Below are 18,414 nucleotides of genomic sequence, written 5' to 3'. Positions count from 1 at the left end.
GGTCGAAACCGGGGTGCGCGAATACTGCGCCAACACCAGGGAAAAAGCGACTGCTGCTGTTATGGTTAGTTGAAGTAAAAAGCAGCTGTCAGGTATTGGTTAACGTTACAAAATCACCTTAGCAAATTTGCCAGCCTGCGCGACAAGATTCATTAAATTGTGTGATGTTGAACAACGTTCCGCTACAGAAAACATTAATTTGATAACACTGTCAAGCAGGGAATCAATTTCCCTGCTGATTTGTTTGCTATTTAACCAATATGAAGCCGTTTTGACTGTTTTTTCGCCAGCTCAATCAGGTGAGTCTGTGAAAGCACTGATAGCGAGAAGATAGCCGATTGTTTTAGAGTAAATAATGTTTATGTCTCTGTTTTGTAATAAAAATATCCTACAGATGTTCTGTTTATCCGAAACGTTTTGGAAAGCAGGTTAGTAAACTTCCAGATCGGCTATTTTGAAAAATACGCCAGCCAGACTGTAAAATTTGATTTACGGAGAATTAGCGGGGGATTGCGGCGTCGGGCAGCATAAAATATGTCTGAAACCGATCTCATAACAGACGATAGTCAAAAAAGCCTAAGCTATTTCCCGCCAATGTTAAGATAAATGAAAGTCTGATTTACATGACTATTAGTACAGGTTAACTGCGTCCTGAAGATCAGGTTGAGTGTTTTTTATGCATGGAACCGATTCCTTATAAATGGAAGTCATTGATGTTTCAGGGTATCAGCAGAAGAACCTCGGCCCGCTCTGAACGCTTTTTTATCTTCCGAAACCGGCTGGCAGTATGAAAGCGGGTATAACGATGAGCACAGGGCGCAATCATGACCAGAGTGATTAATTAATACAGGGAAGGGATACAGGAAAAGACTATGAAAAAAAACAAACGAAAGCGGTTCAGCCGGTTTACATCACTGATCGCCAGATGCCTGCTGGTATGGGCAGCCCTCTGGATAGGGGGGATTGTTATTTTCGCTTTCTTACCCGTGCCCTTTTCCGCCGTTATGGCAGAACGGCAGGCAGGCGCATGGCTGCAGGGAAAAACGGATTATGTAGCGCATTCAGACTGGACCAGCATGGATAAGATCTCTCCGTGGATGGCGCTGGCAGTAATTGCCGCCGAAGACCAGAAATTCCCGGAACACTGGGGATTTGACGTCGGTGCCATTCAGCAGGTGCTGGACAACAATAGCGGTGAGCGTATGCGCGGTGCGTCAACGCTTTCTCAGCAGACGGCAAAAAATCTCTTTTTGTGGGACGGGCGTAGCTGGCTGCGTAAAGGGCTGGAAGCGGGCATGACGGTTGGCATTGAGACCGTCTGGACCAAGCGTCGTATACTTACGGTCTACCTCAATATTGCTGAATTTGGCCCCGGTATTTTTGGCGCTGAAGCTGCCGCGCAGCGCTATTTCCATAAGCCCGCCAGCCGCCTGACGATTGCAGAGGCTGCCCTGCTGGCCGCGGTATTGCCTAACCCGATCCGCTTTCGTGCGGATGCGCCTTCAGGCTATGTCCGTCAGCGTCAGCAGTGGATTATGCGTCAGATGCGCCAGCTGGGAGGAGAGGGGTTCCTGAATCGCTACCAGCTGCACTAAGGCATTTATTCTTCGTCAAAACCGGCTTCAAACAGTTCAATGACGGCGGCCAGCGCCGCTGTTTCCTGCGGTCCGCTGGCTTCAATTTCGATATGACCGCCTTTCGCGGAATCCAGCATCAGCAGCGCAATGACGCTGCTGGCCTCAGCCTCGGTGCCCGCTTCATTGCGCAGCAGAACATCAGCGTCGAAACTCTGCACCAGCTCAAACAGCTTCATCGCCGGGCGGGCGTGCATGCCCAGCTTGTTACGGATTTCGACAGTTTGCTTTACGGTCATGATTTACGCTTTTCCAGTGTGCGATGACGCGACTGCACGTTTTTACCGCGCGAACGGAAATAGTCAGCCAGCTGCTCAGCAATATACACAGAGCGATGTTTACCGCCGGTACAGCCTATCGCGACGGTCAGATAGCTGCGGTTGTTGGTTTCCAGCATCGGCAGCCACAGCTCAAGATAGCTGCGCGTCTGGTAGATAAAATTGTGCACTTCCGTATGCCGATCCAGGAACGCCGCCACCGGTCGATCGAGGCCCGTCATCGGACGCAGCTTAGGATCCCAGTGCGGATTAGGCAGAAAGCGCACGTCAAACACGTAGTCGGCGTCAATCGGAATACCGTGTTTAAAGCCAAACGATTCAAACACCATCGTGAGTTCGCGTTCGCGCTTGCCCAGCAGGCGCGTACGCAGCATCTCAGCCAGCTCATGCACAGACATCTCTGAGGTATCAATAATCAGATCGGCACGCGAGCGCAGCGGCTCCAGCAGATCGTTCTCTTCATCAATGGCGCTTTCCAGCGACAGGTTTTTGCTGGAAAGCGGATGCAGACGACGGGTATCGCTGTAGCGCCGGATCAGCGTATTGCGATCGGCATCCAGAAACAGCAGCTGAGGAGAGAAAGAGTCAGGCAGATTATTTAACGCCAGCTCAAAGACTTCCTGCGACTCCGGCATATTACGGACATCAATACTCACCGCCGCTGAAATATTACGCTCCGTCAGCGTATTAGCCAGTTCCGGCAGCAGGACTACTGGCAGATTATCGACACAGTAAAAGCCCATATCTTCCAGAGCACGCAGCGCAACTGATTTACCTGAGCCTGATCGACCACTGACGATCATCAGCACCATCACAATTCTCCCCTGTTTTATCCGGTTCGCAGACCGGTAACGCTATGTACTGATTACGAATGCGCTTCCTGAGCTTCTGTGATAATGGCGTAGAGCTCCTGATCGCTTTGCGCCGCGCGCAGGCGGCGGCAGACCGTCTTATCTGCCAGACGTTTTGCGACCAGCGACAGGGTATGGAGGTGCGTCTTACACTGATCGGCGGGCACCAGCAGAGCGAACAGCAGGTCGACCGGCTGATTGTCCACCGCATCAAAGGCAATGGGCTGATCGAGGCTGATAAACACACCAACCGCCCGCAGCGTATCCTCTTCCAGTTTGCCATGCGGAATAGCAATGCCATTGCCAATGCCGGTACTGCCCATACGCTCCCGGGTCAGAATCGCTTCGAAAAGCGTCTGGTGCGGCAGATTGAGCTGCTTAGCCGCCAGTTCGCTGATTATCTCCAGCGCGCGTTTTTTACTCTGGCAGTGTACGCCGCTGCGGGTGCAGTCAGGCGTCAGAACCGAGCTCAATTCCAGTGTCAGATCGTTGTTCATCGTGGTTTCACTTGCGAGTTCACATAGCCACAGAGCGAAAGGCCCTGCTGGCGTTTGCGCAGATGATAAAACGGGGCGCTCTTCCGCCCCATTTTTCCCTGAGCACTGAACGGGTCAGCGCTCTGCAAACGTGAAGGTTAGTGTTTTTTCAGTTTGTCTTTGTGTTTGGTCAGCTGACGTGCCAGCTTATCAACCAGCCCGTCAATGGCCGCGTACATATCTTCCGCTTCTGCTGTGGCGTGCAGCTCACCGCCGTTAACATGCAGAGTTGCCTCTGCAATCTGAGTCACTTTCTCCACTTTCAGAACAATATAAACCTGATTAATACGATCGTAATAGTGTTCAAGTTTGGCAAATTTGCTGTTCACAAATTCACGCAGCGGGTCAGTGATTTCGACATTGAGTCCGGTAAGGTTTAGCTGCATAGGTCTTCCTTCTTAGTTCAGTCAGACCAGCTGTTTACGCTGGTTTGATGGCGGTATAGATAAAGACTCGCGATACTTCGCAACCGTACGTCGCGCTACCATAATACCCTGTTCAGATAACATGGCGGTCAGTTTGCTGTCGCTCAAGGGTTTTGCGGGATTTTCTGCCGCGACCAGTTTTTTTACCAGCGCACGAATGGCCGTGGAAGAGGCTTCGCCGCCGCCTTCCGTGCTGACATGGCTGGAAAAAAAATATTTCAGCTCAAAAATGCCACGCGGACTGTGCAGATATTTTTGCGTGGTCACGCGTGAGATGGTGGACTCATGCATATCGACCTGTTGCGCGATATCTGCCAGCACCATCGGGCGCATATACTCTTCGCCCTGCTCGAAAAACGCCTGCTGCTGAGCAACGATGCAGCGGGTAACTTTGAGCAGCGTGTCATTACGACTCTCCAGGCTTTTGATGAGCCAGCGCGCTTCCTGCAGGTTATTCCGAATAAACTGGCTGTCGCTGTCGCTGCGCGCTGAACCGCCCATGGCGGCATAGTGCTGATTAATTCTCAGGCGCGGCAGGCTTTCAGCGTTCAGTTCCACCACCCAGCGTGCACCCGCTTTGCGTACCAGCACATCCGGAATAACGTATTCCGGTTCACCTGTATTAATTGATTGCCCGGGGCGCGGATCGAGCGACTGGATCAGCAGCATCGCCTCTTTCAGCACCTCTTCCTTCAGGCGGGTCACCCGCATCAGGCTGCGGAAGTCGTGATTAGCCAGCAGATCAAGATGTTCACTGACAATCAGGCGCGCCTCTTTTAGCATAGGAGCGTCCGCCGCATATTGCGATAGCTGAACCAGCAGACAGTCACGCAGATCGCGCGCGCCTACACCAACCGGGTCAAACCGCTGGACGCGTTTGAGCACCGCTTCCACTTCATCCAGCGTCAGCTCATCGTCGCCGATACTGTCGCAAATGTCCTGCAGCGTCACGGTGAGATAACCGGTGGTGTCGATCGCATCAACAATGGATGTCGCAATAGCGCGGTCGGTATCGGTAAACGGTGTCAGCTCCACCTGCCACATCAGGTAATCCTGCAGCGACTGCGTGGTTTCTCCCTGGTACACCGGCAGCTCATCATCCTGATAATCAGTTCCGGTGCCGGAAGGGGTACCGGCGGTGTAAATTTCATCCCATGACGCATCTAGCGGCAGTTCGTCAGGCATCTCTTTCTGTTCCAGCGCCTCACGGGTATCTAACGTATCGCTTTCCTGCGTTTCGCGTGCGTCCACTTCATCATGAATATCGGTCTGCTCAAGCAGCGGATTGCTCTCCAGCGCCAGCTGGAGCTCCTGCTGGAGTTCAAGCGTAGAGAGCTGCAGCAGGCGAATGGCCTGTTGCAGCTGGGGGGTCATCGCCAGCTGTTGGCTGAACCTGAGTTGCAAACCTTGCTTCATAATCCGGCTTGAATGTCCTAAGCGAATATCGGGTTGATCGACACCTTATCAGAGTCTGAACTCTTCGCCCAAATAAACCCGCTTAACCTGCTCATCTGCCAGAATTTCATCTGGCGTACCGTGTGCAATCAGATTGCCCTGGCTGACAATATAGGCGCGCTCGCAGACGGCCAGCGTTTCACGCACGTTGTGATCGGTGATCAGGACACCCAGGCCGCTGTCACGCAAATGCTCAATGATCTTTTTGATATCGATAACGGAGATGGGGTCAACCCCGGCGAACGGCTCATCCAGCAGAATAAATTTTGGATTGGCCGCCAGCGCGCGTGCAATTTCCACACGGCGACGTTCGCCACCGGAGAGCGCCTGGCCCAGGCTGTTGCGCAGATGTTCAATATGGAACTCTTCCATCAGCTCATTGGCGCGATCCTGGCGCTGCTCTTCAGTCAGATCGTCACGGATCTGCAGCACGCCCATCAGATTGTCGTAGACGCTCAGCCGACGGAAAATAGAGGCTTCCTGTGGCAGATACCCGATACCACGACGCGCCCGCGCATGCAGGGGCAGAATACTGATATCTTCATCGTCGATAATAATGCGGCCCGCATCGCGCGGTACAATGCCAACCACCATATAAAACGTCGTGGTCTTACCGGCACCGTTGGGACCCAATAGTCCGACAATCTCGCCCGATTTAACCTGCAGGCTGACATCTTCCACTACGCGGCGGCCTTTATACGCTTTGGCCAGATTTTCAGCGACTAAAGTTGCCATCGGTCAGTTACTCTTTTTAGGGTTTGCAGCGGAACCGTTTTTATCCTGCAGCTGTGAAGGGACCAGCACCGTAGTGACGCGTTTGCTCTGACCCTGACTATAGGCCTGCATTTTCTGCTCTTTCACCAGATACGTGATGCGATCGCCTTTGATATTGCTGTCCTGCTGCTCAATGAAAGCGTTGCCAGTCAGTTCGACAAAATCGTTGGCCAGCTCATAGTGCAGCTTAGCGGCATGGCCTTTAACCGGCTTGCCGTTGTCCTGCATCTGATAAAACGTGGCCGGGTTACCATAGGCATCGACAATCGTTTTGTTGCTGTCGCCGCCGGGACGGGTCACCACCACTTTATCGGCCGTGATTTTAATCGTACCCTGCGTGACGATAACGTTGCCGGTAAAGGTCGCCACGTTGCCCTGCAGATCCAGCGCCTGATTAACCGAGTCGATATTGACCGGTTTCTCTGAATCGCCGGTGACAGCCAGGGCGGGCAGGCTGCCAATCAACAGCGATCCGAGCAGCAGCGCATTAACACTATTTTTGTTCATTTTGAATTTCATAAGAGGTTTTGACCTTTTCAAGCAGTTCGGCGTTTTTTGTCCGCAAATTGCCGCGCATCTTCATGCCCGTGGAGTTAAAACTGCGGCCAAATAACGTCACCTGGTCGTCAGACATCACATCCTGGGTCACCAGGTTGACCTGCGCGTTATCGGTGATAATGCGTTCCAGCTGAGAATCCTGCGTCAGCGTATGCACTTCAACATGGCCATACAGGTAAAGCATACGATCTTTCGTTAGCTTTGCTTTGTCCGCCCGTACTGACCAGGTTGGCACTTTGTTTTCATCAAAGGTCGTCATGACGGGACGATCAAACCAGCTGACTTCATCCGCTGAAAAGTAGGTGACTTTGTCGGAGACAAGCTTGTAGGCCAGTGCACCCGTTGGGTTGTATACCACGGTATTAGAGTTCGCGCTGGTATAGGTTGGCTCCTGATCGTTTGAAGCCAACGGCGTGGCGCTCTCATCCTGATTCGTCAGGTTCCAGCCGATCAATATCAGCGCGACCAGAGCCAGAATCAGCGTTATCCAACGCCTGCTTTTACTCATACTGATTGCCCTCTGGCATCCTCAAATTTATTCTGCGCCAGCAATATCAGGTCGCATATTTCGCGTACCGCGCCGCGTCCGCCGCTGATACGTGTGACATAGTCGGCACGTGGCAGCAACACCGGGTGCGCATCCGCTACGGCAACACTCAGACCCGCCTGCGCCATAACCGGCCAGTCGATCAGATCGTCACCAATGTAGGCCACCTGTGTGCTGTCCAGTGACAGTTTATCCAGAAGTTCACGCCACGCCAAAAGCTTATCTGATTGTCCCTGGTAAAGATGCGTAATGCCCAGCGTCTCACAGCGATCTTCCAGCAGCTTCGCGCGACGGCCGGTTATAATAGCGACTTCGATGCCGGAGGTCAGCAGGCAGCGTATACCGTAGCCGTCGCGTACGTTAAACGCCTTCAGCTCTTCGCCGCTGTTTCCCATATAGATCAGGCCGTCTGACATGACGCCATCGACATCACAAATCAGCAGGCGAATTTGCGCTGCTCGTGCCATAACCTCAGCAGAGACCGGGCCATAGCAGGTGGCGACCATCGCATTTTCAGCGTTCATTTACATTTCCTGTTCAGACTACGCCAGCGCGCAGCATGTCATGCATGTGGACGACGCCCAGCAGCCGGTCTTCATCGGCAACCAGTACGGCGGTAATGTTTTTATTTTGCATCAGATTTAAAGCGTCTACCGCCAGCATATTAGGCCGTACGCGGATCCCGCCGCGCGTCATAACATCCTGAATACGGGCTGACTGAAAATCGACGCCCATATCAAAGATACGGCGCAGATCGCCATCGGTAAAAATCCCTTCAATTTTCATTAAATCATCGACAATTACCGTGAGACCGAGGTTTTTACGCGTGATCTCCAGCAGGGCATCACGCAGGGACGCCTCGCGCGTAACGTGCGGAATTTCATCGCCGCTGTGCATGATGTCGCTGACGTGCAGCAGCAGTTTACGCCCCAGCGCGCCGCCAGGGTGCGACAGGGCAAAATCCTCTGGCGTAAAACCGCGCGCTTCAAGCAGTGCCACCGCCAGCGCATCGCCCATCACCAGCGTTGCCGTGGTGCTGGATGTCGGTGCCAGCCCAAGCGGACACGCTTCCTGGGGCACTTTCACACACAGATGAACATCTGCCGCGCGGCCCATGGCGCTGTCCGGCCGGCTGGTCATACAAATCAGCTGAACTTTCTGTCGCTTCAGCACCGGGATCAGCGCCAGGATTTCGGCAGATTCGCCACTGTTTGAGATGGCAATGACCACATCGCTGGCGCTCACCATACCCAGGTCGCCATGGCTCGCCTCGCCCGGATGTACAAAAAAGGAGGCGGTGCCGGTGCTGGCAAAGGTCGCGGCCATTTTCTTACCGATATGCCCTGACTTGCCCATGCCCATCACCACAACTTTACCCGCGCAGGCATAAAGCAGCTGGCAGGCGCGGCTGAAATCGTCATTAATATACTGATCGAGCTGTTCGAGTCCTTCACGTTCGATGCGCAGAACCTTTTTACCCGCCTGCTGAAAATCAAACTCTGCCTGCTGCTGTGACATATCAGTGCATCCTTAATAGCCAGTAAGAAGGGTGGGGCTGAGCCACAGCCATAGCACCCAGAGAAGAAATCCGCTCAGTAACAGCGTGCCTGCTAACCGGCCTACGCGCCGTTTACGCAGCAGACAAAACAGGGCAAACAGCACGCTGACGCCCAGCATCACCCAGTAATCACGGCTGAACGCGAGCGGATTGACCTCACCCGGATGAAACAGCGCGGGCAGGCCAAGAACAATCGCCAGGTTGAAAATATTGGCGCCGATCAGATTGCCAATCGCTATATCATCTTCACCTTTCAGCGCGCCTGCGACCACCGTGGCCAGCTCCGGTAAACTGGTCCCTACAGCGATAAGCGTCAGGCCCATCACCAGCTCGCTCACGCCAAAATAGTCAGCAAAAACGGTGGCATTGTCGATGACCATGCGGGTCGACATCGGCAATATAATCAGCGCGACTGCCAGCCAGAGAAAAGCCACCGTGTTACCTGCTTCATCGCGCGGCAGCTCTGCCAGCTGCTCCCGGGTGAGCGTATCGCTGTTGTCATGCCCGGCGCGGCGGGCAATGCGTATAACCGTCAGCAGATAGAACAGCGCCATTAGCAGCAGCGCCACCCCATCCAGCCGGCTGAGGTAATTATCAAACAGCATAATGCCGCTCAGTAAAGACACCAGCAGCAGTAGCGGAAGTTCGCGCCGAATCAAATTGGAGTGTACGGTTAAAGGATGAAGTAACGCTGCGCCACCCAAAATTAACAGGATATTCGTAATATTTGAGCCCAGCGCGGTGCCCACGGCTAAATCCATCTGTCCATGTTGCGCAGCTGAAAATGAGATAATCAGCTCCGGGAGAGATGTGCCGATACTCACTACCGTCATGCCAATAATCAGCGGCGGAATACCAAACGATCGGCATAAAATGGCGGCGCTGAAGACCAGTCGATCGGCCCCGTAAACCAGTAACAGCAATCCGATAAACAGCAGGGCGGTAGCTACAAACATGAAAAATCCTTGGTGGATACGGTGCCGGCGGACCCTGGCCGGCAAAAAAACCTGAGACGCGGGGGAGTCAGCCGCTGATTTTGACTCTCTGAGCGACAAAAGTAAATTTAATGACCGTTTTCGCCACACTGAACCGGTAAGTTTCTGTAAAACTATCGTGAATTGCGGTGTACCAGGCTACCATCCACCCCATTTATTACGCCCGACCCGCTTAACGAGGTAATAATGACTCAGCAGCAAACGAATCTGGTCGAGGTGCGCGGAGTGAGTTTCACCCGCGGCGATCGCACGATATTCGATGATATTTCACTTACGGTTCCGGCGGGCAAAGTTACCGCGATTATGGGGCCTTCCGGTATCGGAAAAACAACGCTGTTACGCCTGATTGGCGGTCAGTTGCAGCCTGACAAAGGCGAAATCTGGTTTCAGGGACAGAATATCCCCAGCCTGTCACGGCGCAGGCTCTATGAAGCCCGTAAGAAAATGAGCATGCTGTTTCAGTCAGGCGCGCTGTTTACCGATCTTAACGTCTATGAAAACGTCGCCTGGCCACTGCGCGAGCACACGCAGTTGCCGCCGGAACTGCTGCACAGCACGGTAATGATGAAGCTTGAAGCCGTAGGGCTGCGCGGCGCGGCGAAGCTTATGCCGGCAGAACTCTCCGGCGGGATGGCACGACGCGCTGCGCTGGCGCGAGCCATTGCGCTGGAACCCGAACTTATTATGTTCGATGAGCCGTTTGTCGGACAGGATCCGATAACCATGGGCGTGCTGGTTAAGCTGATTGATGAGCTGAACCACTCGCTGGGCGTGACCTGTATTGTGGTGTCACACGATGTGCCTGAAGTACTGAGCATCGCCGATCACGCCTATATTGTTGCCGGACAAAAAATCATTGCCGAAGGCAGCACCCGGGAGCTGAAGGAGAATGCCGATCCGCGGGTACGCCAGTTCATTGATGGGCATGCTGATGGTCCGGTGCCGTTTCGTTTCGCCGCCGGCGACTATCTTAGTGATTTGACCCGGACAGGGAGAGAGTAAACTCATGGTGTTACAGGCACTGGCGTCGTTCGGGCGTCGGGGAATAAACAGCTGTGCGACTTTTGGCCGGGCCGGTCTGATGCTGTTTCATGCGCTGGTGGGAAAACCCGCTTTTCGTCGCCATGCGCCATTACTGATCAAGCAACTCTACAGCGTTGGCGTACTCTCGCTGCTGATTATTGTGGTGTCCGGGCTGTTTATTGGCATGGTGCTGGGACTGCAGGGGTATTTAGTGCTGACCACTTACAGCGCAGAGACCAGTCTTGGCATGCTGGTGGCGCTGTCGCTGCTGCGTGAACTGGGACCGGTTGTCACGGCGCTGCTGTTTGCGGGGCGCGCCGGCTCGGCGCTGACGGCAGAGATTGGGCTGATGAAAGCCACAGAGCAGCTTTCCAGCATGGAGATGATGGCGGTTGATCCGTTGCGGCGCGTGGTCTCGCCACGTTTCTGGGCGGGTTTTATCAGTATGCCGCTGCTGACGCTGATTTTCACCGCGGTCGGTATTGCCGGTGGCGCGCTGGTTGGCGTGGGCTGGAAAGGTATCGATCCCGGCTTTTTCTGGTCCGCGATGCAAAGCGCGGTAGATTTTCATAATGATGTCCTTAACTGCCTGATCAAGAGCGCAGTTTTTGCCATCACGGTAACCTGGATTGCGCTGTTTAACGGCTACGATGCGATTCCGACGTCGGAAGGCATCAGCCGGGCAACAACGCGTACCGTCGTACACGCTTCACTGGCGGTGCTTGGGCTTGATTTTGTGCTGACCGCACTGATGTTTGGGAACTGATGCAATGCAAAGCAAGAAAAATGAAATTTGGGTAGGGGTGTTTATGCTGGCGGCGCTGGTGGCGCTGCTGTTTCTCAGTCTGCGCGTGGCCGATCTCAAATCGCTGGGCACTGAACCGACATGGAAGCTGTACGCCACCTTCGACAATATTGGCGGGCTGAAAATCAGTTCACCGGTAAAAATTGGCGGCGTTGTCATTGGCCGCGTCACGGATATTTCGCTGGATGATAAAAGCCTGTCGCCGCGCGTGACCATGGATATCAGCGAACAGTACGCGGATAAAATCCCGGATACCAGTTCACTGGCCATTCGCACGCAGGGGCTGCTGGGCGAACAGTTTCTGGCGCTGAATCTGGGTTTTGACGACCCGGATCTCGGGTCAGCTATGCTCAAAGATGGCGGAACGTTGCGCGATACTAAATCTGCCCTGGTGCTTGAGGATCTGATTGGTCAGTTCCTGTATAAAAGCGGCGACGGCAGCAAAGAGAATCAGTCACAGGATGGTGAGCGTGCACCTGCGCCTGCCACAACGGAATAATCCAGAGAGGTAAAACACGATGTTGAAACGTTTTCTGATGGTTGCCCTGCTGGCAATCGCTCCCCTGGCAGCCACAGCAGCGGACACGGACCAAAGTAACCCGTACACGCTGATGAATGAAGCCGCAGCCAAAACCTTTACCCGGCTAAAGAATGAACAACCAAAGATCAAGCAGGATCCCAATTATCTGCGTGAGATTGTGCGTCAGGAACTGCTGCCCTATGTACAGATTAAATATGCCGGCGCGCTGGTTTTAGGTCGTTATTATCGTGAAGCGACGCCGGCACAGCGCAACGCCTACTTTGCCGCATTCGGTGACTATCTGGCGCAGGCATATGGACAGGCGCTGGCGCTTTATCATGGGCAGACATATCAAATCCAGCCGGAGAAACCGCTGGGTGATGCCAACATCGTGGCTATTCGCGTTACCATTATTGACCCTAACGGTCGCCCGCCGGTGCGTCTCGATTTTCAGTGGCGTAAAAACAGCCAGAGCGGAAAATGGCAGGCCTACGATATGATTGCAGAAGGGATCAGTATGATCACCACCAAGCAGAATGAGTGGAGCGATCTGCTGCGCACTAAAGGTATTGATGGCCTCACTGCCCAGCTGAAAACCTCTGCGGCACAACCTATTACACTGGATAAACAGCAATAATGAGTGAATCGTTACGCTGGCAGCGCAGTACGGATACGCTGGTACTGAGCGGCAAGCTTGATCGGGATACGCTGCTGACGCTATGGCAGCAGCGCGAAACGGTCATGCAGAACATAAACGTCATTGATGTCGCGGCTCTGGAGCGAGTCGACTCTGCCGGGCTGGCGCTGCTGGTGCATCTGCGCGAGATGGTACGCGCGCAGGGAAGTACGCCGCTGTTCTCAGGGGTGACAGATAAACTCCATTCTCTTATCACGCTTTATAATCTTCAGCAGATTATTGTTTCTGCGGGAAAAAGCGTCTGATCTGACGGCTGAAAAACCAGGCCCCTGATGCGCTCAGGGGCTTTTGCATATTTAAGACTCAGCCGCTTTCCTCTAAGATATCCGCCTTATTATTATCAAGTGAAGTTATAAACCATGGAAAATAGTGAAGTTCAGGCAGTCCTGATGCAGGCGCTGTCATTAGATGAAGTCCACGTGATGAGCAACGACGGCAGCCATTTCCAGGTGATCGCCGTGGGCGAAATGTTTGGTGAACTAAGCCGGGTAAAAAAACAGCAGGCTGTCTATGCGCCGCTGATGGAATACATTGCGGATAATCGTATTCATGCCGTTTCCATCAAAACTTATACTCCCGCCGAGTGGGCTCGCGACCGTAAACTTAACGGATTCTGAGTACCCGTCTGGTTGTTTTGTTGATAGATAATTGAGAGCCGTGTTAATGGACAAATTTCGTGTGCAAGGCCCCACCCGCTTAAGTGGTGAAGTGACCATTTCCGGCGCAAAAAACGCAGCGCTGCCGATTCTGTTTGCCGCGCTGCTGGCAGAAGAGCCGGTAGAAATTCAGAACGTGCCGCAGCTGCGTGATATTGACACCACCATGAAGCTGCTGAGCCTGCTGGGTGCACGCACAGAGCGTAATGGTTCAGTACATGTTGATGCGCGCGATGTGAACGTCTTCAGCGCTCCGTACGATCTGGTGAAAACGATGCGTGCCTCTATCTGGGCGCTCGGCCCGCTGGTGGCACGTTTTGGTCAGGGTCAGGTATCACTGCCGGGTGGTTGCGCAATTGGCGCCCGTCCGGTCGATCTGCATATCACCGGTCTGGAACATCTCGGCGCGGAGATTAAGCTGGAAGAGGGCTATGTTAAAGCCTCTGTCAATGGTCGCCTGAAGGGCGCGCATATTGTCATGGACAAAGTCAGCGTCGGCGCTACCGTGACCATTATGAGTGCGGCCACGCTGGCAACCGGCACCACGGTAATTGAGAACGCGGCGCGCGAGCCGGAGATTGTCGATACAGCAAACTTCCTGAATACGCTGGGCGCAAAAATCTCGGGCGCAGGCACGGATAAAATCACGATTGAAGGTGTGGAACGTCTGGGCGGCGGTGTCTATCGCGTGCTGCCGGATCGTATTGAAACCGGCACTTTCCTTGTGGCTGCGGCTATCTCGCGCGGTAAAGTACTCTGCCGTAACGCACAGCCGGATACGCTGGATGCGGTGCTGGCTAAACTGCGCGACGCGGGTGCTGAGATTGAAACCGGTGCAGACTGGATCAGCCTGGATATGCACGGCAAGCGGCCAAAAGCAGTGAATATTCGCACCGCACCGCATCCGGGTTTTCCAACGGACATGCAGGCGCAGTTTACGCTGCTGAACCTGCTGGCAGAAGGTACAGGTGTGATCACGGAAACGATCTTCGAAAACCGCTTTATGCACATCCCGGAACTGATCCGTATGGGTGCACATGCGGAAATCGAGAGCAACACAGCGATTTGTCACGGTGTGGAGACGCTTTCGGGTGCACAGGTTATGGCGACAGATCTGCGCGCTTCTGCAAGCCTGGTGCTGGCCGGCTGTATTGCTGAAGGCACCACGGTTGTTGACCGGATTTACCATATCGATCGCGGTTATGAGCATATCGAAGATAAGCTGAAAGCGATGGGTGCAAACATCGAGCGTATCAGCGGCGAATAAGCCAGATACGACGATGTAATAGAACCAGTCACAGCAGTGTGGCTGGTTTTTTTTTGTTATTTCTTAGGCGGGATCTTTTTCAGGCTATCGGGCGATCGGATCCGTTTTTTGCGATCCAGCAGAAGCAGGGTGTCAGGATCGTAATAGCGGCTAGGCCAGATCTCTGCCGGGTGTACCTCAAGCGCCGTTGCGATCAGCCACTCACCTTTAGGCCAGGGACGAGACAGCGCATTTGCGAGCGTTGAGGAGCAAAGCCCTGAGGCACGTGACAGTGCCGCCAGTGAAGTGCCACGTTTACGTAGCGCTGCGATAATATCTGCAGGATGCCAATCCTCTTTCCTTGTCTGCATAACTTGTTCTCCATATCCATGTAATGCGTAATCGCTGCCACGGCAGTGAAGGGTAAAACTGGAAATTAACGGCTCTATATAGCAAAAAGGTTCCATTAATTTCCAGTAATTGTTACACCCTAGTTGCAAAACCCGGCTGGTATTCTCAAAAAGTGTGCAAACTTGTGCAAACGGGGGCAGGAAAGTACGGAGAGAATAAAAAACGGAGCCGGGTGGCTCCGTCAGAGATTAAAAGTCGCGCTGCACTGACATATGCGCCAGCGCTTCAAGCGCAGTACGCCATGGACTCTCAGGCAGCAGCTGTAGCGCAGCAATCGCTTTATCTGCTTCTTCTTCAGCGCGTTTACGCGTCCATTCCAGGGACCCGGTCTGCTGCATAGCAGCCAGCACCGGCTCCAGCAAATGCCGCCCGTTACCTTCCTCAATAGCGCTGCGGATCATCGTGGCCTGCTCTGGGGTGCCATGATGCATGGCGTGCAGCAGAGGCAGCGTCGGTTTACCTTCGCTGAGGTCATCACCGGTATTTTTACCCAGCGTCTCGCCATCGGCACTGTAGTCGAGCAGATCGTCAATTAACTGGAAAGCTGTGCCAAGGTAGCGACCATAATCCTGCAGCGCTTTCTCCTGCGCAGGCGAAGCCTCTGCCAGGATCGCTGAGGCCTGGGAAGCGGCCTCAAACAGACGCGCCGTTTTACTGTAGATCACGCGCATGTAGCTCTCTTCAGTGATATCGGGATCGTTACAGTTCATCAGCTGCAGCACTTCGCCTTCTGCGATCACATTCACCGCTTCTGACATCAGCGCCAGGATCTTCAGGGATCCCAGACTGGTCATCATCTGAAAAGCGCGCGTATAGATAAAATCACCCACCAGCACGCTGGCGGCATTACCAAACGCTGCATTGGCAGTGGCTTTCCCGCGACGCATGTCTGACTCATCTACCACGTCATCATGCAGCAGCGTTGCCGTGTGGATAAATTCAATCAGCGCTGCGTTGGTGATATGCAGCGAACCCTGATAGTTGAGCGCACGCGCTGAAAGCACGGCAATCATAGGACGAATGCGTTTTCCTCCGCCGCTGACAATGTAGTAGCCCAACTGGTTGATCAGTGAGACATCTGAATTCAGCTGGTCGAGGATGGTCTGGTTGACGGCCGCCATATCCTGCGCGGTTAGTTCGTTAATTTGTTCTAGGTTCATTCGTCTGTTCAGCTTTGACTGGTTTTTTGCATGGTAGGCGCTTTTACCCAGCGTGAGTTCAGGTAATCTGTTACTGATTGTACTTGAAAATTCAGGATGAGAAACGGTTGCATTCACTCTGCGCTTTTTTTCTGCAGGAGAGTGCAAAGTGCGCTTGTTTTCTGCTGGATATTTGCGTAGAATTCGCGCCCTATTGTGAATATTATCGCGCCGCCTGATTACACAGAAAGGCAAGCGCAGAAGCGGAGTTTTATATGTACGCGGTTTTCCAAAGTGGTGGTAAACAACACCGAGTAAGCGAAGGTCAGACCGTTCGCCTGGAAAAGCTGGACATCGCAACCGGCGAAACCATTGAGTTCGACCAGGTTCTGATGATTGCAAATGGCGAAGACGTGAAAATCGGCGCGCCACTGGTTTCAGGCGGTATGATCAAAGCAGAAGTTGTTGCTCACGGTCGCGGCGAAAAAATCAAGATTGTTAAGTTTCGTCGTCGTAAACACTACCGTAAGCAAGCTGGTCACCGTCAGTGGTTCACTGATGTGAAAATCACGACGATCAGCGCGTAAGAGGAGATCTGACAAATGGCACATAAAAAGGCTGGTGGCTCGACCCGTAACGGTCGCGACTCCAACGCAAAACGTCTGGGTGTTAAGCGTTTCGGTGGTGAATCTGTTCTGGCAGGTAGCATCATCGTTCGTCAGCGTGGCACCAAGTTCCACGCCGGTAACAACGTAGGCTGTGGTCGTGACCACACCCTGTTTGCTACCGCAGACGGCAAAGTTAAATTCGAAGTGAAAGGCCCGAACAACCGTAAATATATCAGCATCGTTGCTGAGTAAGGTTGTCGTGCTGCAGACGTTCATCGTCTGAACACACGAAGGAAAGGCCCCGCAGCTTTGCGGGGCTTTTTACATTCTGCCGCCGGTTATCGATTCACCGCTAACTGAGCTGTGCAGTTTGTTGTACACTTTCTGTACAGGTCATATTACCAGATTTGCATTATCCGCCGCCGGTCAGCACAGAAGACCCTGGCGGACCCGTCTGCCGCTGGGTACAGCGACAGACGACAGTGTGACGGAGAAATAGAATGAAGTTTGTTGATGAAGCAACGATCCTTGTGGTCGCAGGTGATGGCGGCAACGGTTGCGTTAGCTTCCGCCGTGAAAAATATATCCCTAAAGGCGGCCCGGACGGCGGCGACGGCGGTGACGGCGGTGACGTCTATCTGCTGGCAGATGAAAACCTTAATACCCTGATTGACTATCGCTTTGAAAAAGCGTTTCGCGCTGAGCGCGGTCAGAATGGTCAGAGCCGCGACTGTACCGGCAAACGCGGTAAAGATGTCACCATCAAAGTGCCGGTCGGTACGCGCATTATCGATCAGGGCACCGGTGAAACGCTGGGCGATATGACGCGCCATGAGCAAAAACTCATGGTGGCGAAAGGCGGCTGGCACGGGCTTGGTAACACACGTTTCAAGTCCTCGGTTAACCGTACTCCGCGCCAGAAAACCATGGGTACGCCAGGCGAGAAACGCGATCTGCAGCTGGAACTGATGCTGCTGGCCGATGTTGGCATGCTGGGTCTGCCAAATGCCGGTAAATCGACCTTTATCCGCGCTGTGTCTGCGGCAAAACCAAAAGTGGCGGATTATCCGTTTACCACCCTGGTTCCCAGCCTCGGCGTTGTGCGCATGGACAGTGAAAAAAGCTTTGTCGTGGCAGATATTCCGGGGCTGATCGAAGGCGCAGCGGAAGGTGCTGGTCTGGGCATTCGCTTCCTGAAGCATCTTGAGCGCTGTCGCGTTCTGCTGCACCTGATCGACATTGCGCCTATCGACGAAACCGATCCGGTAGAAAACGCCCGTATCATTCTTGGCGAGCTGGAAAAATACAGCGATAAGCTCTATCAGAAGCCGCGCTGGCTGGTGTTCAACAAAACTGACCTGCTGAGTCAGGAAGAAGCGGAAAGCCGCGCTAAAGCGATTGCAGAAGCTCTCGGCTGGGATGAAAAATATTATCTGATCTCCGCAGCCAGCCGTACCGGTGTTAATGAGCTCTGCTGGGATGTGATGAGCTTTATCATCGCCAATCCGAAAGAAGCGGAAGAAGAAGAGAAGCAGCCTGAGAAGGTCGCGTTCATGTGGGATGACTATCACCGTGAAGCGCTGGAGACCGCTCAGGAAGTGGAAGAAGATGATGACTGGGATGAGGACTGGGATGATGAAGACGACGAAGGCGTTGAAATTATCTATCAGCGCTAATCGCAGCTAAAAAGCGGCCTCC

Annotated in this window: 24 protein-coding genes; 11 read left to right on the top strand and 13 right to left on the bottom strand. The window is 53.5% G+C overall.

Annotated elements, in window-relative coordinates; genetic code table 11:
- Positions 1-872 precede the first annotated feature (872 nt).
- A complete protein-coding gene (gene mtgA / locus SB719_RS13225) occupies positions 873-1,595 on the top strand; it encodes a monofunctional biosynthetic peptidoglycan transglycosylase (RefSeq protein WP_292975855.1) in 723 nt (240 codons plus the stop codon).
- A 5-nt stretch (positions 1,596-1,600) separates the two neighbouring features.
- Here mtgA and npr read toward each other — a convergent pair whose 3' ends face one another.
- The 11 genes from npr to SB719_RS13170 all read right to left on the bottom strand — a co-directional run bounded on the left by npr (position 1,601) and on the right by SB719_RS13170 (position 9,572).
- Complete coding sequence (npr, locus tag SB719_RS13220; RefSeq protein ID WP_065650296.1) at positions 1,601-1,873, bottom strand: PTS phosphocarrier protein NPr; 273 nt, start codon at positions 1,871-1,873, stop codon at positions 1,601-1,603.
- Positions 1,870-2,724, bottom strand: coding sequence for an RNase adapter RapZ (rapZ, locus tag SB719_RS13215; RefSeq protein WP_039382191.1), 855 nt, complete (start codon positions 2,722-2,724; stop codon positions 1,870-1,872). The genes npr and rapZ overlap by 4 nt, the downstream gene beginning before the upstream one ends.
- A gap of 53 nt (positions 2,725-2,777) precedes the next feature.
- Positions 2,778-3,260, bottom strand: a complete 483-nt coding sequence (ptsN, locus tag SB719_RS13210; protein WP_039382195.1) for a PTS IIA-like nitrogen regulatory protein PtsN — start codon at positions 3,258-3,260, stop codon at positions 2,778-2,780.
- A gap of 137 nt (positions 3,261-3,397) precedes the next feature.
- Positions 3,398-3,685, bottom strand: a complete 288-nt coding sequence (gene hpf, locus SB719_RS13205) for a ribosome hibernation promoting factor (RefSeq protein WP_065650295.1) — start codon at positions 3,683-3,685, stop codon at positions 3,398-3,400.
- Between the two features lie 21 nt (positions 3,686-3,706).
- Positions 3,707-5,140 carry an RNA polymerase factor sigma-54 gene (gene rpoN / locus SB719_RS13200; protein ID WP_065650294.1) on the bottom strand — a complete coding sequence of 478 codons (1,434 nt, stop codon included), beginning with the start codon at positions 5,138-5,140 and terminating at the stop codon, positions 3,707-3,709.
- A gap of 48 nt (positions 5,141-5,188) precedes the next feature.
- Complete coding sequence (gene lptB / locus SB719_RS13195) at positions 5,189-5,914, bottom strand: LPS export ABC transporter ATP-binding protein (RefSeq protein ID WP_039382204.1); 726 nt, start codon at positions 5,912-5,914, stop codon at positions 5,189-5,191.
- A gap of 3 nt (positions 5,915-5,917) precedes the next feature.
- Positions 5,918-6,472: a lipopolysaccharide ABC transporter substrate-binding protein LptA gene (gene lptA / locus SB719_RS13190; protein WP_065650293.1), complete on the bottom strand. Its 555-nt coding sequence runs from the start codon at positions 6,470-6,472 to the stop codon at positions 5,918-5,920.
- A complete protein-coding gene (gene lptC, locus SB719_RS13185; RefSeq protein ID WP_065650292.1) occupies positions 6,447-7,019 on the bottom strand; it encodes an LPS export ABC transporter periplasmic protein LptC in 573 nt (190 codons plus the stop codon). The genes lptA and lptC overlap by 26 nt, the downstream gene beginning before the upstream one ends.
- Entirely contained in the window at positions 7,016-7,582 is a 567-nt protein-coding gene (gene kdsC / locus SB719_RS13180; RefSeq protein ID WP_065650291.1) for a 3-deoxy-manno-octulosonate-8-phosphatase KdsC, read from the bottom strand. The genes lptC and kdsC overlap by 4 nt, the downstream gene beginning before the upstream one ends.
- Before the next feature lie 13 nt (positions 7,583-7,595).
- Positions 7,596-8,576, bottom strand: a complete 981-nt coding sequence (kdsD, locus tag SB719_RS13175; protein WP_065650290.1) for an arabinose-5-phosphate isomerase KdsD — start codon at positions 8,574-8,576, stop codon at positions 7,596-7,598.
- Between the two features lie 12 nt (positions 8,577-8,588).
- Positions 8,589-9,572, bottom strand: coding sequence for a calcium/sodium antiporter (locus SB719_RS13170; RefSeq protein ID WP_065650289.1), 984 nt, complete (start codon positions 9,570-9,572; stop codon positions 8,589-8,591).
- A gap of 225 nt (positions 9,573-9,797) precedes the next feature.
- Between SB719_RS13170 and mlaF the strand changes: the two genes are divergently transcribed.
- The 7 genes from mlaF to murA all read left to right on the top strand — a co-directional run bounded on the left by mlaF (position 9,798) and on the right by murA (position 14,579).
- Complete coding sequence (gene mlaF, locus SB719_RS13165; protein WP_065650288.1) at positions 9,798-10,613, top strand: phospholipid ABC transporter ATP-binding protein MlaF; 816 nt, start codon at positions 9,798-9,800, stop codon at positions 10,611-10,613.
- Between the two features lie 4 nt (positions 10,614-10,617).
- Positions 10,618-11,400, top strand: a complete 783-nt coding sequence (gene mlaE / locus SB719_RS13160) for a lipid asymmetry maintenance ABC transporter permease subunit MlaE (protein WP_065650287.1) — start codon at positions 10,618-10,620, stop codon at positions 11,398-11,400.
- Between the two features lie 4 nt (positions 11,401-11,404).
- Entirely contained in the window at positions 11,405-11,938 is a 534-nt protein-coding gene (mlaD, locus tag SB719_RS13155) for an outer membrane lipid asymmetry maintenance protein MlaD (RefSeq protein ID WP_065650286.1), read from the top strand.
- Between the two features lie 19 nt (positions 11,939-11,957).
- Positions 11,958-12,596, top strand: a complete 639-nt coding sequence (gene mlaC / locus SB719_RS13150; protein WP_065650285.1) for a phospholipid-binding protein MlaC — start codon at positions 11,958-11,960, stop codon at positions 12,594-12,596.
- Positions 12,596-12,901 carry a lipid asymmetry maintenance protein MlaB gene (mlaB, locus tag SB719_RS13145; protein ID WP_065650284.1) on the top strand — a complete coding sequence of 102 codons (306 nt, stop codon included), beginning with the start codon at positions 12,596-12,598 and terminating at the stop codon, positions 12,899-12,901. Before mlaC ends, mlaB begins: the two co-directional genes overlap by 1 nt.
- Positions 12,902-13,015: 114 nt before the next feature.
- The gene (ibaG, locus tag SB719_RS13140; RefSeq protein WP_039382236.1) at positions 13,016-13,273 is read left to right on the top strand and encodes a BolA family iron metabolism protein IbaG; all 258 of its coding nucleotides are present in this window, start codon (positions 13,016-13,018) and stop codon (positions 13,271-13,273) included.
- A gap of 46 nt (positions 13,274-13,319) precedes the next feature.
- Positions 13,320-14,579: a UDP-N-acetylglucosamine 1-carboxyvinyltransferase gene (murA, locus tag SB719_RS13135; protein WP_412159290.1), complete on the top strand. Its 1,260-nt coding sequence runs from the start codon at positions 13,320-13,322 to the stop codon at positions 14,577-14,579.
- Positions 14,580-14,635: 56 nt separating this feature from the next.
- Here murA and SB719_RS13130 read toward each other — a convergent pair whose 3' ends face one another.
- Positions 14,636-14,929, bottom strand: a complete 294-nt coding sequence (locus tag SB719_RS13130) for a helix-turn-helix domain-containing protein (RefSeq protein ID WP_065650281.1) — start codon at positions 14,927-14,929, stop codon at positions 14,636-14,638.
- A gap of 228 nt (positions 14,930-15,157) precedes the next feature.
- A complete protein-coding gene (gene ispB / locus SB719_RS13125) occupies positions 15,158-16,129 on the bottom strand; it encodes an octaprenyl diphosphate synthase (RefSeq protein ID WP_065650280.1) in 972 nt (323 codons plus the stop codon).
- Between the two features lie 254 nt (positions 16,130-16,383).
- Between ispB and rplU the strand changes: the two genes are divergently transcribed.
- The 3 genes from rplU (at position 16,384) to cgtA (ending at position 18,392) form a co-directional block, all read left to right on the top strand.
- Complete coding sequence (rplU, locus tag SB719_RS13120; protein ID WP_039382246.1) at positions 16,384-16,695, top strand: 50S ribosomal protein L21; 312 nt, start codon at positions 16,384-16,386, stop codon at positions 16,693-16,695.
- Between the two features lie 15 nt (positions 16,696-16,710).
- Positions 16,711-16,968 carry a 50S ribosomal protein L27 gene (rpmA, locus tag SB719_RS13115; protein WP_006121751.1) on the top strand — a complete coding sequence of 86 codons (258 nt, stop codon included), beginning with the start codon at positions 16,711-16,713 and terminating at the stop codon, positions 16,966-16,968.
- A 248-nt stretch (positions 16,969-17,216) separates the two neighbouring features.
- Complete coding sequence (gene cgtA / locus SB719_RS13110; RefSeq protein ID WP_065650279.1) at positions 17,217-18,392, top strand: Obg family GTPase CgtA; 1,176 nt, start codon at positions 17,217-17,219, stop codon at positions 18,390-18,392.
- The last annotated feature ends 22 nt before the right edge of the window (positions 18,393-18,414 follow it).

Origin of the sequence: Pantoea sp. SIMBA_079, from assembly GCF_046940275.1 — a bacterium.
GTDB lineage: Bacteria > Pseudomonadota > Gammaproteobacteria > Enterobacterales > Enterobacteriaceae > Pantoea > Pantoea borealis.
Note: the sequence above shows the minus strand (reverse complement) of the source record. Positions and strands in the feature narration are given on the sequence as shown.